Genomic DNA, 15588 nt, shown 5'->3' on the forward strand with positions numbered 1-15588 from the left:
ATGGCTCTCCAAAAAGAAAAAAAAGAATTTTGGACGAGAGTAAAAGAATTAGCGAAAAAAAATATCAAGCCGCAGTCGTATGATTTCTTCATTGAGCCTGCCCAACTGTTAGAAATTGAAAATGATGTAGCAACCATTATCGTGGGGGCGAAGTTTCATAAAGATTTTTGGCGGAGTCAGGAAGGATTAATCAGTACAGCTGGATTTGAAATTTTTGATCGACCGATTCGTTTCAATTTACTTTCAGAAGAAGAAGTTTCAGAAAAAATTGAACAAGAAAGCAATGAACAAGAGGGATTTGATGAAGCACCTGCTCTAGCAACTCCGGACTTCACGCGCTTAAACCCAAAGTACATTTTTGATAATTATATTCAAGGTGAAGGTAATAAATGGGCAAAAGCTGCCGCTTTTGCTGTTGCCGATAAACCAGGTGATGTCTATAATCCCCTCTTCATTTATGGTGGATCTGGACTTGGCAAGACGCATTTGATGCATGCGATTGGCAACGAAATCTTGAAGGATAATCCGCATTCTAAGGTTAAATATGTATCTGCAGAAACTTTTGTCAATGACTATGTCAATGCAACACGTAAAGGCCAGATGGCAAAATTTGAAGAAACATATCGGAATTTAGACATACTTCTGCTTGATGACGTCCAATTCTTTAGTGATAAAGAAGGTACTCAAAATGAGTTTTTCAATACTTTTAATACTCTTCATGATCGTGGTGCTCAAATCGTCCTCACTTCAGACCGTATACCACAAGAACTCAATAAACTTGAAGAGCGTTTGGTGACGCGTTTTTCATGGGGATTGACGACAGATATCACAGCACCTGACTATGAAACACGTATGGCCATTCTCCAGACAAAATCTGAGAGCAGTAATTTAGAGTTCCCGCAAGAAACTCTTAGTTATATCGCTGGCCAAATTGACTCAAATGTCCGTGAGCTTGAAGGTGCCCTTAATCGTGTAGAGTTTGTCGCGAAAACAAATAACCAAACAGTAGTCAATATTGATACCGCCAGTGAAGCATTGCGTTCTCTTAAAAGTAATACGCAGCAACCTTTGTCGAATTTGACAGTAAAAAAAATCCAAGATGAGGTTGCAAAATACTATCATGTGTCAACAGCTGATCTTATTGGGCCTAAACGACCAAAAGAAATTGCATTTCCAAGACAAATTGCAATGTATTTAATTCGTGAATTGTTGGCACTGAGTCTTCCAGCTATTGGCAATGAGTTTGGTGGACGCGATCATACAACCGTCATGTATGCGCATAAGCAAATAACAGAAAAAATGAAGAATGATATCGATGTACAAAAAGACATTGATGCCATCAAGCGACTGTTTCAATAAAAAGTGACCTGTGGAAAACTTCAAAAGATTTCCTTGAGTTATCCTCTACTTATACACAGTGGAAAACTTAGTAAAGTTCATGTTTTAGCGCTTATCCCCATACTCACAAGACCTACTACTATTACTAATATATTTATATAAATAAATAAAAGGACTATCATGATAAAATTTTCAATTAACAAAGTAGCTTTTCAAAATGCACTCAAAATTACCAAACAAGCGATTGGTTCAAAAGTTACTATTCCTGCTTTAACCAAATTAAAAATTACAGTCACTGCTGAAGGAATTACACTAACTGGATCTAATGGTCAGATTTCGATTGAGAACTTTTTACCTGCCAGTGATAAAGATGCTGGAATGAATATCTCAGGTACGGGCAGTATTTTATTGGAGGCTTCTTTCTTTGAAAGTGTAGTTAGCCAAATGCCAGAACTTACTTTAGAATTTGAAGAATTAGAACAAAAGCAAGTACTACTCACTTCTGGTAAGTCAGAAATCACTTTAAAAGGTCAGGATGCAGAAATTTATCCACGTATTCAAGAAATTTCGCAAGAAAATCCTCTTAAAATTAATGTTGGTTTCCTGAAAGAAATATTTACAGAAACAGTATTTGCTGTAAGTACGCAAGAAAGTCGTCCTATTTTTACTGGGGTACATTTGGTTTTATCAGATAAGAAAAATCTCAAAGCTGTAGCAACTGACTCACACCGCATGAGCCAACGCTTGCTTGCTCTTGAAAACGACGGATCTGACTTTGATGTTGTTCTTCCGAGTAAGTCTATCCAAAGTTTCAAAAATGTCTTTACCAATGATGAGGAAGATTTGGACATTTCCTTGGCGAATAATCAGATTCTCTTCCGTAATGAACGTATCAGCTACTACAGCCGTCTAATTGAAGGTACTTATCCTGATACGAACCGCTTAATTCCTAATGAAGCTGATTATAGCTTAAACCTCGTCTTTGATGTTGCTGCTTTGCGTCGTACAATGGAACGTGCACGTCTCTTATCAAATGCAACAGCAAATGGTACCGTGAAGCTTACTGTTTCAGGAGATTCAGTAATTACAACAGCCAATTCTCCTGAAGTAGGGAGTGTGCATGAAGAGTTAACAGCAATTGAAAAAACAGGTGAGGATATTGCAATCAGCTTTAACCCCCAATATCTGATCGATGCTCTACGTGTCATAAAAGAACCAGAAGTTCGTATCCGTTTTATTTCAAACGTTCGTCCTTTTACTCTTCTTCCTAAAAATGATACAGACAGTTTCGTACAGCTTATTACACCTGTCAGAACAAACTAAAAAATGTTAGAATAGACTTAACGAAAGTGAGGTCTATTTTTTTATGGAAATCATTTATACTGAAATTACACAAGATCTAACTCAATTTCTTTTGGAGCGTGCACAGCAGGCATTGAAAGAAGAAAAAAAAGTTTATTATATTGTTCCGTCTTCAATGTCTTTTGAAAAAGAAAAGGAAATATTAGAGCGCATTTCATCAGGTGCAGATACCGCCGTTTTCGACCTCTTAGTCACACGTTTTAAACAGCTTCCTTATTATTTTGAGCGTAAAGAAAAAAATACAGATGAAAAAGTCGAACTCAGTCAGTCAGGATTGAGTATGCTTTTTCGTAAAGTCTTGAAGTCGTTTTCTAAAGAAGAATTGACACTTTATTATAGTTTGCAAAGTTCACCAGCTTTTCTTGAAATGTTGGTAAATTTGCGTGCAGAATTGGTTACTGCAAATTTGACATGTGAAGACTTACCTGAAAGTCCCAAAAATGTGGAGTTATCAGCAATTTTGGGGCGTTTTGAAGAGGAATTAAATCTCTCTTATGCTAATTTTTCAGAATTTCAATATTTCATTCAAAGTATAAATAACGGTAAATTTAATAAAGTGTTACATGAGGCGGTAATCATCATTGATGGGTATACACGGTTTACTGCTGAAGAAGAAAGTTTTATTTCTGCCCTTCATTCCGTAGGTTCAGAGATTATCATTGGGACCTATGCCCGCTCATCAGACTATAAGTTGACAGATTTTTCTTTATCGGTTTACACCAATGCTTTAGAAATGATGCAACGTTTTCGCAACAAGTTTTCTGCTCAAATCTCTCCTGTTTCGAATAGAATCCCAGATACAGTGTATGATAAGTTGACACGTTTGATTGAACTGGAAACTAATTTTCTTCAAGAAAGAGAAAACATTGAACTGGAGAGCAATGATAAAGAACATTTCGAAATCTGGGAAGCAGAAAACCAGATGGCAGAAATTGAAGCTGTTGCGAAAGACATCCGCCAAAAGATAGTCCAAGGCGCTTTATTTAAAGACTTTACGGTATTGGTTGGTGATGTAGAAGCTTATGCAATACCGGTTCAAGAAATCTTTGACTTGTATGAGATCCCTTTTTTCTATGCTCAAGAAGAAGCCATGAGTCAGCATCCATTGATTATTTTCTTAGAAAGTCTTTATGCAATAAAAAAGAACAATTATCGTACCAATGATGTGGTTAATCTCCTTAAAAGTAAGGTTTACAGTGGTGTAAACTTTAACCAAGATGCCTTAGATTACTTTGAATACTATGTGAACAAGTATAAAATTCGAGGCAGAAAGAAGTTTGCTACTGCGTTTGAAGAAAGTGAATTTTTGGAACTGGAGCAGGTTGAAACTTTAAGAGAAGAGATGCTTGGGGAAACCTCAGCTCTCCAAAATTTTTTGACAGGTGCTTCAGAAAAAACGGGAGCCAAATGGCTTGAACAATTTCAACATTTTCTCCAAGAAGGAAATATTCTTGAGAATATGAATCTTCTTTATCATCAAGCTGAAGCTGAAGAAAATCATGTCTTGGCAGATAAGTACGAACAGGTTTGGAAATTACTGCTCTCTAATTTGAAGGAGTTTCAGGCCGTTTTTGCTGAGCAAAAGATGAAAGTACTCGAATTTCTTGAGTTGATTTTAGCTGGGTTGAAAGGTGCGAAATATCGCCAAATTCCTGCAAATGTTGATGTTGTCAATGTGAAGGACTATGAATTGGTGGAAGCCAGGACCAATAAGTATATCTATGCTATCGGTTTAACAATGGCTAACTTTCCTAAAATAAAGAAAAATTCTAGCTTACTTTCGGATGAAGAACGTGCGATTATTAATCAAAATGTATCCCATGATGATTTTCGTTTTATTGAGCAATTAAATGTGACAAACTCTAGTAAAAATACCTTTACAAGTGTCTCTTTAGTCAATGCCGCGACAGAAAAACTCGTACTTTCCACACCTCAAATTTATGCCAATGCGCAAGATGATAGTTCGGCATTATTACAGTTATTTATTGAACATACAAAAGAAGGAGAAAGTATTAAACGTGAAGTTTCTTCAGTCAATCTCCTGGAAACAGTAACACATATAGGAAATACACGTTCTCTCATTACAAATATTGGAAAAATTGAGCATCTACTTGCTCAAGAGGAGACTGATGAAACAGAGGATAAACGTAGTTTTTGGTCCAGTTTATTCCGTATTCTTCTTAAAGAAAATTCCGACTTCCAACGTTTGATTCATAATCTTGATCAAGACATAGCCCCTGTATCCTTGGCTCCTGAGACTGTAAAAGAAATTTACAACGATAAAATCCATGCCTCTGTGAGTAGTTTTGAACGCTTTTACAATTGCGAATATCAATACTTTTTCGAACAGACCTTGGGATTAGAAAGTTTTGAAAATATTGATTTGAATTCAAAAGTCGTTGGTAATTTCTTTCATGAAGTTTTTGAAAAACTTCTAGACAAATCTAACTTGACCAGCAAAAATTTTGATCAGCATTTGGAAAGTGTTTTACATGAGGTTGACACTTCTTATGCCCGTTATTTCACACAAGATGCAACAGCACAATTTACGTGGGCGAATCTTGGAGAAATTGTCAAGCAAACTGCAGTTGTGTTGAAAAAAGGCTTGGGAAATGATCAGATGAAGACGTTAGCAACCGAGAGTGCTTTTGGTTTGCCTCAAAGTGAACTGGGTAATTTTTCTATAGACAAGATTAATTTACGTGGAAGGATTGACAGAATAGATCAATTTTTTGATGAGAGTATCGGTGCTATTGATTATAAATCCAGTCAACATAAATTTGATCTTGCCTCGGCCTATGACGGAACAAGTTTACAGTTTCTCACTTATTTAGATGTTCTCAAGCAAATGAATGCTGATCAAAAGCTTTGGGGAGCTCTTTACCTCCAGTTAAAAAACGAAAGTATTAATCTTTCTGATGTAGATTATTTAGGAGAAATAGCCGCCTTATTAGCGAAAAAAATGCGCTATGAAGGCCTAATTCTGGAAGAGTATAAGGATAAGGTAAATCAGGAAATTGACGTTGTTAACATTAATCGAAATAACGTTTATAGTCAAGAGGAGTTTGAAGGCCTTATCAAGCTCAATGAAAGTCATTATGCTCGTGCGGGAGAACGTCTGCGTGAGGGAGAAATAGCGATTAATCCGGTCATGACTAAAGAAGGTATCGATAAATCTGGGAACGTACACGGTTGCCGCTATTGTCCTTTAAAATCAATTTGTCGCTTTGAAGCAAGCAGGCATATGAATGATTATGCCCGTGAAGTTGGTCAAAAAAGTCGCAAAGAGATTCTTGAAGAATTGAAAGGAGGTCCAGTAAATGACTGAAGTAAAATTGACACCCGAACAGGAAGAAGCAATATATAGTCAAGGACATAATATACTCGTTTCAGCAAGTGCTGGATCAGGGAAGACCTTTGTCATGGCCAACCGTATTGTTGAAAAAATAAAAAGTGGCATTGATATTGAGAGCTTGTTCATTTCAACCTTTACTAAAAAAGCGGCAGCAGAATTACGCATGCGTTTAGAAAAAGATCTAAAGAAAGCAAGTTATAAATCACAGGATAGTGTTGAAAAACAACGGATTAAACTGGCGCTACAAAAGCTTCCTCATGCAGATATTGGTACAATGGATAGCTTTACACAAAAACTGTTACGAGAAAATTTTAATCGTGTAGATATTGATCCGAACTTTAGAATTCTAGCAGATCAGACAGAAAGTGATCTCTTGAAACAAGAAGTCTTTGATGATCTTGTCGAGCAGTATCTTTCAGAGCAAACAGAAATCAAAGAAACAGCAAAAATAGATAAAAAGACCTTTGAAAAACTGGTAAAAAACTTTTCCAAAGATCGGAATATCAAAGGTTTCCAGAGCGTGGTTTACACGGTTTACAACTTTGCTTCAGCAACAGAAAACCCTGAAAATTGGTTAAAAAATGAATTTCTTAAAGGTTTTGATTTTTATCAAAGATTCTCTGATTTGCCTGAATCATTTTCACAAGATGTAGCCTTACAACTCGAAGCCTTTATTTTATATTTACAGAAAGTACTGGCGGAAAAAAATCTTACGGGTAAAACTTTAGAAAAAGCACAAATTGTAGTGGATAATCAAGAACATCTTCTTGGCAGTTTAGCTCGGAGAGATTATCTTCAATTTACGGAAATTTTTAGATCTCTTGACTTTTCGCGCTGGTCATTAAAGAAAGATGAAATTTTAGCTGAAAGTTTTAAATCTGTGATAGGAACCAAGACCGATCCAGGTCTCGTAAGAGATTTTTTAGAAAAAATAAAACACTTGTCAACGATTGAAAAATATCAGCCTGAAGCAAGGGTTTTGGCTGAAAATCTTCAAAAATTCGTTCTATATTTTTATGATGTCTATCTGGAGCGAAAACGTTCGGAAAATGCATTTGAATATTCGGATATTGCTCATTTTGCAATTAAAATATTAGAAGAAAATCCAGATGTCACAATGGCTTATCGCAATAAATACAGTGAGATAATGATTGACGAGTATCAAGATACCAGTCATGTCCAAGAGGCGATGTTACGGTTGCTGAGTAAAAATGGTGACGGTTCTGATAATCTTTTTATGGTTGGTGATATTAAGCAATCGATATATGGTTTTCGTTTGGCGGATCCTCGTCTTTTTCTCAAAAAATACACGGCCTATGCTGATGAAACAAATCCTAATCAACTGATTCGTCTTAAAGAAAATTTTCGTTCACGCGGAGAAGTCCTTTCCTTCACAAATGAGGTATTTAAACATTTGATGGATGAAGAAGTGGGAGAAATGATCTACGGTAAAGAAGAAGAATTGGTCCAAGGAAATCTTGTGGATTATCCGGAGCAGTTAGAAGAAAACTTTTATCCTGAGCTCCTTCTTTATGAAGAAGATACTTCAGAAGATGAGTCAGAACAAATGAGTGATGGTGAAATAAAAGTTGTCGCTCAACAAATTAAGGAGCTCATCGCGTCTGATGAGAACTTAGAATATAAAGATATTGCTCTTTTGGTACGTTCCAAATCTCAAAATAATAAAATTGAAGATATCTTGAAAGCTTATGATATTCCAGTTGTTTTGGATGAGGGACGTGTTGACTTTTTGAAATCTCTCGAAGTCACCTTAATTTTGGATGTCTTGCGTGCCATAGATAATCCGCTCTATGATATTCCTTTGGTAGCCACCTTACGCTCACCAATGTTTAACTTTACAGAGGATGAACTTACAAGGATCAGTTTGAATGCTGGTTCTGATACGCGTTTTTGGCAGAAGTTGCAGCTCAACGATAGTGAGCTGATAAATAAAGCACTTAAAACAAAGATTGCTTCCTTTTTAGAGAAGTTTACAGAATGGCGTAAACTTGTAAATGAAGTCCCTATCCATGAACTTCTTTGGAAAATTTATACAGAAACTTATTATATGGACTATGTCGGGGCACTACCAAATGGCGAGATGCGTCAAGCGAATCTTCATGCTCTTTCAGTAAGGGCGGAATCCTATGAAAGTTCGGGCTATAAAGGTCTTTTCCGATTCATCAAAATGATTGATAAATTTATGGAACAAAACAATGACCTTGCTTCTGTGAATATTAAATTGCCGCAAAATGCGGTAAGAGTAATGACTTTTCATAAGTCCAAAGGGTTAGAATTTGATGTTGTTTTTCTCATGAATCTCCAAACCAAGTTCAACCAAAAAGATCTAAGAGATTCGGTGATACTTACACGGGAAAATGGCTTAGGAATGAAATATACTGCTGATTTAAAAAATGAGTCAGCTGTAGAGACAGATTTTCCTTATGCTTTAGTTAAAATGGAAACCTTACCGTATCTCGTCAATAAGGACTTGAAGCGAAATGCAATGCTTTCAGAAGAAATGCGTGTTCTTTATGTTGCCTTTACAAGAGCGAAGAAAAAACTCTATATGGTCGGTAAAATCAAACAAAAAGAGTTAGAAAAATATGGGGAAGCGAAGCTAGAAAAAGGAATTTTACCTCTTAAATATCGTCAAGCTGCAAATGGCTATCAACATTGGTTGCTGGCGCTTCAAAAAGCACATAAGTTACCGATGAAATTTAAAGTAATCAAGGCGGATGATTTACAAGGGGTTGATAAGAAGTTTACAGTTTATCCTGACTTTAAAAAACTGGCAGAAGATGCGAAAAAATTTGATAAAGTAATGGATAGCTTATCGGATGTAAAACAAGCGCGTGCCATATTAGATTATCAATATCCAAAGGCAGCAGCAACGAAACTTTCAAGCATTCAAACTCCCAGTCAAGTGAAAAAAAGAAGTTACGAAAAGCAATTAGAGTTAGGAAATGTTTTGCCATCAAGTGAGTATGAACGCGTGAAACAGTTGGATATGTTGGATCTTGGCCAACATAAAATTACCGCTGCCGAAATAGGTTCCGCTACCCATAGTTTTATGCAATATGCAGATTTTTCACGACCAAACTTATTCGACTTCCAACAAACCTTGGATCAGATGGACCTTCTGGATGAAGTAAAAAATAAAATTGATTTACCCAAAATCCTGACTTTATTTGACACAGATTTTGGTAAAGTGCTGGTTGATAACGTGGAGCGTACAACTAAGGAAGCACCTTTTTCTATGTTGAAAACAGATGAAGTTGCACAAGAACAATATATTGTTCGAGGAATATGTGATGGCTTTATAAAATTTGAAGATAAAATTATTTTGTTTGACTATAAGACAGATTATTTTCGCAATAAAGCGCAGATTGCGGAAATCAAGAAAAATTATGAAGTTCAGATGGAGCTCTACGCAGAAGCTTTAAGAAAGGCCTATCATGTCAACCAAGTTGACAAGTATTTGATTTTATTAGGTGGACCTCAAAGAGTCGTTGTAGAAAGGATGTAAAATGTTAGAGTATCAATTAGGATCAATTGTTGAAATGAAAAAACCACATGCTTGTACAATCAAATCAACGGGGAAAAAAGCAAACAGTTGGGAAATAATTCGCATGGGTGCAGATATTAAAATCCGATGTACCAATTGTGATCATGTCGTGATGATGAACCGTAATGATTTCAATAAAAAAACAAAAAAAGTTGTGACAAAGTAGTCACAACTTTTTGTTAGGGTTTAAAAAAACGTGATAGAAGATGCTTTTTTGTCTTTTTTCAGGATTTACGGTATAATTGGATGACTATAAAATTTGACGGAGAAATGAATAAATATGGCTTTAACAGCAGGTATTGTCGGCCTTCCTAATGTCGGAAAATCTACTCTTTTTAATGCAATTACAAAAGCGGGTGCTGAAGCAGCAAACTATCCTTTTGCAACCATCGAGCCTAATGTAGGTATGGTTGAAGTACCCGATGAACGCTTGACTAAAATCACAGAATTAATCAAACCTAAAAAGACTGTTCCTACAACTTTTGAATTTACAGATATTGCAGGTATTGTAAAAGGTGCCTCTAAAGGTGAAGGTTTGGGCAATAAGTTCCTTGCTAATATTCGCGAGGTCGATGCAATCGTGCACGTGGTTCGTGCTTTTGATGATGAAAACGTGATGCGGGAAAATAACCGTGAAGATTCTTTCGTTGATCCATTGGCAGATATTGAAACAATTAATTTAGAATTGATTTTGGCCGATTTGGAATCCGTAAACAAGCGCTATGCACGTGTTGAAAAAGTCGCGCGTACAGTTAAGGATAAAGATGCAGTAGCAGAATTCAATGTTTTGTCTAAAATCAAGCCTGTTTTGGAAGATGGAAAATCTGCGCGAACAGTAGAATTTGATGAAGAAGAGCAAAAAGTTGTCAAACAGCTTTTCTTGCTTACAACAAAACCTGTCCTTTATGTCGCTAATGTAGGTGAAGATGAAGTAAGTGCTCCAGATGACATCGAATATGTGAAACAAATTCGTGAATTTGCAGCGACTGAAAATGCAGAGGTTGTTGTTATTTCAGCGCGTGCTGAAGAAGAAATTGCTGAACTTGATGATGAGGACAAAGCAGAGTTTCTTGAAGCACTTGGTTTAGAAGAATCTGGTGTTGACAAATTAACAAAAGCAGCTTATCATTTACTAGGACTTGCAACATATTTTACAGCTGGCGAAAAAGAAGTGCGTGCTTGGACTTTCAAACGTGGCATGAAAGCTCCTCAATTGGCAGGAGTCATTCATAGTGATTTTGAAAAAGGATTTATTCGTGCTGTAACTATGTCTTATGATGATTTGATGAAATATGGTAGTGAAAAGGCTGTTAAAGAAGCAGGACGTTTACGTGAAGAGGGTAAAGAATATGTGGGACAAGATGGCGATATCATGGAATTCCGCTTTAACGTGTAAACTACTTCCGCAAGCGTTTAGATCTATAAGCCAAAAAGTTTTACAATAACTAAAAAGAGCTGATTTGTATGAATCAGCCTTTTGCTATTTTTTGGAAAGAGGAGAAAAAATGACAAAAATGATTGTAGGGCTAGGAAATCCTGGCGACAAGTATGAGAAAACCAAACATAATATGGGCTTTATGGCTGTTGATTTACTTGCAAAAGACTATGGAGTAAACTTTAGTTTGGAAAAAACCTTTATGGCCGAAGTTGCTTCTACTTTCGTTAATGGTGAAAAAATTTTTCTAGTAAAACCGCAAACCTTCATGAATGAATCAGGACGGGCCATTCAACCTTTATTGACTTACTATAATCTGGATCCAGCAGATTTGACGGTCATTGTGGATGATCTGGACTCGGCTGTTGGACGCGTGAGACTGCGCCAAAAAGGTTCTTCAGGTGGTCAACGCGGCATTAAATCAATCCTTACTCATCTAGGAACAGAGCAGTTCAACCGAGTAAAAATTGGGATTGGACGTCCAGAACATGGAAAAACAGTAGTTGCACATGTCTTATCTAAATTTGATAAAGAAAATGTAGGAATTGCACAGGACGGCATAAATAAGGCTGTAGATGCAGTTAAATTCTATATTGAATCAAATGATTTTTCTCAAGCAATGAATAAATTTAACGGACAATGAAAATAAACGAATTTTTTGATCAAAACCACGATTTACAATCGTGGCAGAGAAGTTTCGCAAAAGCGGAGCGTACGCTTTTAACCGGTCTTTCTGGAACGGCGCAGGCGATGGTTATGGCTAATGCTTTTGAGAACAATCCGGATAAGTACGTGATTGTCACTGATAATCAATATCACGCCAATGAACTTTATGATGAACTGTCTCATCTTGTTGAGGACGAGAAGGTTTACCAATTTTTCTCAGATGACAATGTTTATGCTGAATTTGCCATAGCAAGTAAAGATCGAACAGCATATCGTCTTGAAGCTCTGAATTTCCTGCTTGATGCACAGCAAACAGGTTTTTTGGTTGTTCCTTTTATGGCTTTACGTTCGCTCTTACCCCACCCTGATAATTTTCAAGAAAACTATCTTCTCCTGACTCAAGGCGATGAATTTGAGATGGAAAATCTTCTCGGAATTTTGGCTAGTGCTGGTTATGAGAAAACACAGCGCGTGATGGTACCCGGAGAGTTTTCACAACGTGGCGATATCGTGGATATTTATCCACTGGACGCAGTTCAACCCTTAAGGTTGGAATTTTTTGGCGACGAAGTAGATACGATTCGTAGTTTCGATAGTGAAACACAACGCTCACTCGAAAATATGGATCAAGTAGAAATATATCCGGCGAGCGATTTTATTTTAATGCCTTGGGAATTTGATCAAGGGGTAAAAAAATTAAGTGCTCAGCTACAAAATGTAACCGATCCTGCAGCGCGATCTTATTTTGAAGAAGTGATTGCAGCCGCGGAAAATCATTATTATCACAAAGATTTGCGTAAGTTTGCAGAATATTTTTACGAAAAACCGGCTTCTCTTTTGAATTATTTTCCGAAAAATATTCAAATTTTCATTGATGATTTTCAGAAAATTAACGAAGCCAATAATAAAACAGAACAAGAACTTGCAGAATTTATTGTTTCGGAAAAAAATATGGGGCGCTCTTTTGAGGGGCAAAGTTATCTTTTAGATGTTATTTCTAAGTTACGTTCTCACAAACCGGCAAGTTTTTTCTCGAATTTTCAAAAAGGCTTAGGTAATATAAAGTTTGATGCTTTATATAATTTTAATCAACATTCGATGCAACAGTTCTTTGGGCAAATGGAACTCTTTTACACCGAAGTTGACAGATTTGTAAAACAAGGGTTTACAGTTATTTTGGCTGTATCTTCTGAGAAACTACGTTCGGAGCTCCAAAAACTAGATTTAGAGCTTCAAATGGTATCTTCTGATGTAATTCAAAAAGGAAAAATAAACCTTTTGAATTTAAATCTTAACAACGGTTTTAATTTTATTGATGAGAAACTTGTGGTTATTACTGAGTCAGAAATTTTTGGTAAAGCACGAAAGAAAAAAACACGGCGCTTAAATATCACAAATGCGGAACGCCTGAAAGATTATAATGAACTCGAAGTTGGCGATTACGTTGTACATAAAAATCACGGGATTGGGAAATACTTAGGTATTCAAACCATCGAAGTATCAGGAATGCACCGTGATTACTTGACGATTCAATATCAAAATGGTGATACGATATCGGTTCCAGTTGATCATCTGGATCTATTAAGTAAATACTCTGCAGCCGAGGGGAAAACTCCCAAGATAAATAAGCTTAATGATGGCCGTTGGCGTAAAACGATATCGTCTGTCAGTAAACAAGTTGAAGATATTTCTGAGGACCTGATTAAGCTCTATTCGGCAAGACAAGCTTTAAAAGGCCATGCTTTTTCTTTGGACGATGTTAACCAGGAAGAATTTGACAATGGTTTTGCTTACCCAGAAACTGCAGACCAGCTGCGCTCAATCAGTGAAATTAAAAAGGATATGGAACTTGAACGCCCGATGGATCGATTACTCGTGGGGGATGTTGGCTTTGGTAAAACAGAGGTCGCAATGCGTGCAGCCTTTAAAGCAATCAATGACAATAAACAGGTGGCCGTTTTAGTACCAACTACAGTTTTAGCGGAACAACACTATAATAATTTTATGGAGCGCTTTGTAAACTTTGGTGTAAACATTGCTGTTTTGAGCCGTTTCCAAACTAAGGCGCAACAAATAGAGATTTTGGATAAGTTAAAGAAAGGGCGTGTGGACTTAATCATTGGTACCCATCGTCTTCTATCCAAGGATGTTGAATTTCTTGACTTGGGCTTAATGATTATTGACGAGGAACAGCGTTTTGGTGTCAAACACAAGGAACGCTTGAAAGAATTAAAGACACAGGTGGATGTTTTGACACTCACCGCAACACCTATACCAAGAACCTTGCATATGTCAATGTTAGGTATTCGTGATTTATCGGTTATTGAAACGCCACCAACAAACCGTTACCCTGTCCAAACATATGTAATGGAAACAAATTATGGTGTGGTACGTGATGCTGTTCTCCGAGAGATTTCTCGTGGTGGGCAGGTGTACTACATTCATAACCGAGTAGACAGTATTGAGCAAAAAGTTTCACAGCTGGAAGAACTGATACCTGAGGCAAGGATTGGTTATATTCATGGACAGATGACAGAAATTCAATTAGAAAATACCTTGATGGATTTTATAAATAATGAATATGATGTCTTAGTGGCAACAACGATTATTGAAACAGGGGTTGATATTCCAAATGCCAACACGCTCTTTATTGAAAATGCAGATATGATGGGATTATCGCAGCTGTATCAATTAAGGGGACGTGTGGGGCGAAGCAATCGAGTCGCTTATGCTTACTTTATGTATAAACCAGAAAAAATATTATCTGAAGTTTCAGAAAAACGCTTAGAAGCAATCAAGGGCTTTACGGAACTTGGGTCAGGTTTTAAGATTGCAATGCGCGACCTTTCAATTCGAGGCGCAGGAAATTTACTGGGAGCAGAGCAATCTGGCTTCATTGATTCGGTTGGTTTTGAACTTTACTCGCAATTGCTTGAAGAAGCAGTCCATAAACGCATGGGTGGCGAGAAAGTTAAGACGAAGACCAATGCGGAAATTATGCTTGGTTTAGATGCTTTTATTCCAAGTTATTATATTGGTGATGAAAGACAAAAAATTGAGATTTATAAACGCATTCGCCAAGTGGATACTCGAAAAAACTATGAAGAATTACAAGATGAGATGATGGACCGTTTTGGAGAATATCCAGACGAGGTTGCTTACTTGTTAGAAATTGGTTTATTGAAAACATTTGCGGATAATGCTCTCGTTGAAAAAATCGAAAAAAATAAATTTGAAGTCGTACTTACAATGGCGAAGTCAGCCAATACCATGTATGATCCCCAAGAGTATTTTGAAGCCTTGTCTGAAACCACCTTAAAAGCAAGTGTTGGTGAAAAGCTAGGAAAAATGACTTTTCGTTTTAAAATTGAAAATCGAAAAGATGTTGTCCTCCTACGTGAAATCATGAATTTTACTGAAAAACTTTCAGAATTAAGAGATAAACACGAAAAAGAATAATGTTTCATATGAAACATTATTCTTTTTTTAGAAGAACTCTTTATTTAAAGGCCTTTAACGACTCTCAAAATAATTTCAAGTGATTTTTCAAAAGGCTTGAAGTGTGTTATAATAACCACTATGAGATTAGATAAATTTTTAAAGGTTTCTCGTCTGATAAAACGTCGCCCTGTAGCTAAAGAAGTTGCAGATAAGGGACGAATTAAGATCAATGGGAAAATAGCGAAATCTTCAAGTGATGTCAAATTTGATGATGTTATTGAAATTCGCTTTGGGAACAAGATTGTAGAAGTAAGTGTTCTAGAACTTAAAGAATTCACGCGTAAAGAAGATGCAGAAAAAATGTATAAAATTTTGAGTGAAACACGGATCACTGCAGATACTGAACAATAATTCAGCTATAAA

At 36.5% G+C, this 15588-nt stretch carries 9 protein-coding genes; all 9 read left to right on the forward strand.

Annotated elements, in window-relative coordinates:
- The gene (dnaA, locus tag PYW30_RS00005) at nt 1–1359 is read left to right on the forward strand and encodes a chromosomal replication initiator protein DnaA (RefSeq protein WP_042218178.1); all 1359 of its coding nucleotides are present in this window, start codon (nt 1–3) and stop codon (nt 1357–1359) included.
- Nucleotides 1360–1518: 159 nt separating this feature from the next.
- Nucleotides 1519–2661: a DNA polymerase III subunit beta gene (gene dnaN, locus PYW30_RS00010; protein WP_003133565.1), complete on the forward strand. Its 1143-nt coding sequence runs from the start codon at nt 1519–1521 to the stop codon at nt 2659–2661.
- 43 nt (nt 2662–2704) lie between these two features.
- Nucleotides 2705–6028 carry an ATP-dependent nuclease subunit B gene (gene rexB / locus PYW30_RS00015; RefSeq protein ID WP_042218175.1) on the forward strand — a complete coding sequence of 1108 codons (3324 nt, stop codon included), beginning with the start codon at nt 2705–2707 and terminating at the stop codon, nt 6026–6028.
- A complete protein-coding gene (gene addA / locus PYW30_RS00020; protein ID WP_042218172.1) occupies nt 6021–9584 on the forward strand; it encodes a helicase-exonuclease AddAB subunit AddA in 3564 nt (1187 codons plus the stop codon). Before rexB ends, addA begins: the two co-directional genes overlap by 8 nt.
- A 1-nt stretch (nt 9585) precedes the next feature.
- Nucleotides 9586–9789 carry a DUF951 domain-containing protein gene (locus PYW30_RS00025; protein WP_042218170.1) on the forward strand — a complete coding sequence of 68 codons (204 nt, stop codon included), beginning with the start codon at nt 9586–9588 and terminating at the stop codon, nt 9787–9789.
- 114 nt (nt 9790–9903) lie between these two features.
- On the forward strand, nt 9904–11019 hold the full coding sequence (gene ychF, locus PYW30_RS00030) for a redox-regulated ATPase YchF (RefSeq protein WP_003133569.1): 1116 nt from the start codon (nt 9904–9906) through the stop codon (nt 11017–11019).
- A 109-nt stretch (nt 11020–11128) separates the two neighbouring features.
- Nucleotides 11129–11701 carry an aminoacyl-tRNA hydrolase gene (gene pth, locus PYW30_RS00035; protein WP_042218167.1) on the forward strand — a complete coding sequence of 191 codons (573 nt, stop codon included), beginning with the start codon at nt 11129–11131 and terminating at the stop codon, nt 11699–11701.
- Nucleotides 11698–15183, forward strand: a complete 3486-nt coding sequence (gene mfd / locus PYW30_RS00040) for a transcription-repair coupling factor (protein ID WP_042218165.1) — start codon at nt 11698–11700, stop codon at nt 15181–15183. Before pth ends, mfd begins: the two co-directional genes overlap by 4 nt.
- Before the next feature lie 120 nt (nt 15184–15303).
- Nucleotides 15304–15576 (forward strand): RNA-binding S4 domain-containing protein, encoded by a 273-nt coding sequence (locus tag PYW30_RS00045; RefSeq protein ID WP_003133573.1) that lies wholly within the window; start codon nt 15304–15306, stop codon nt 15574–15576.
- Nucleotides 15577–15588: the final 12 nt, after the last annotated feature.

It is taken from the genome of Lactococcus garvieae subsp. garvieae (assembly GCF_029024465.1).
Lineage (GTDB): Bacteria > Bacillota > Bacilli > Lactobacillales > Streptococcaceae > Lactococcus > Lactococcus garvieae.

Excerpts from the sequence above, each read along its gene's own strand:
- dnaA (WP_042218178.1), top strand. The coding sequence starts at position 1 with ATGGCTCTCCAAAAAGAAAAAAAAGAATTTTGGACGAGAGTAAAAGAA.
- dnaN (WP_003133565.1), top strand. The coding sequence starts at position 1,519 with ATGATAAAATTTTCAATTAACAAAGTAGCTTTTCAAAATGCACTCAAA.
- rexB (WP_042218175.1), top strand. The coding sequence starts at position 2,705 with ATGGAAATCATTTATACTGAAATTACACAAGATCTAACTCAATTTCTT.
- addA (WP_042218172.1), top strand. The coding sequence starts at position 6,021 with ATGACTGAAGTAAAATTGACACCCGAACAGGAAGAAGCAATATATAGT.
- PYW30_RS00025 (WP_042218170.1), top strand. The coding sequence starts at position 9,586 with ATGTTAGAGTATCAATTAGGATCAATTGTTGAAATGAAAAAACCACAT.
- ychF (WP_003133569.1), top strand. The coding sequence starts at position 9,904 with ATGGCTTTAACAGCAGGTATTGTCGGCCTTCCTAATGTCGGAAAATCT.
- pth (WP_042218167.1), top strand. The coding sequence starts at position 11,129 with ATGACAAAAATGATTGTAGGGCTAGGAAATCCTGGCGACAAGTATGAG.
- mfd (WP_042218165.1), top strand. The coding sequence starts at position 11,698 with ATGAAAATAAACGAATTTTTTGATCAAAACCACGATTTACAATCGTGG.
- PYW30_RS00045 (WP_003133573.1), top strand. The coding sequence starts at position 15,304 with ATGAGATTAGATAAATTTTTAAAGGTTTCTCGTCTGATAAAACGTCGC.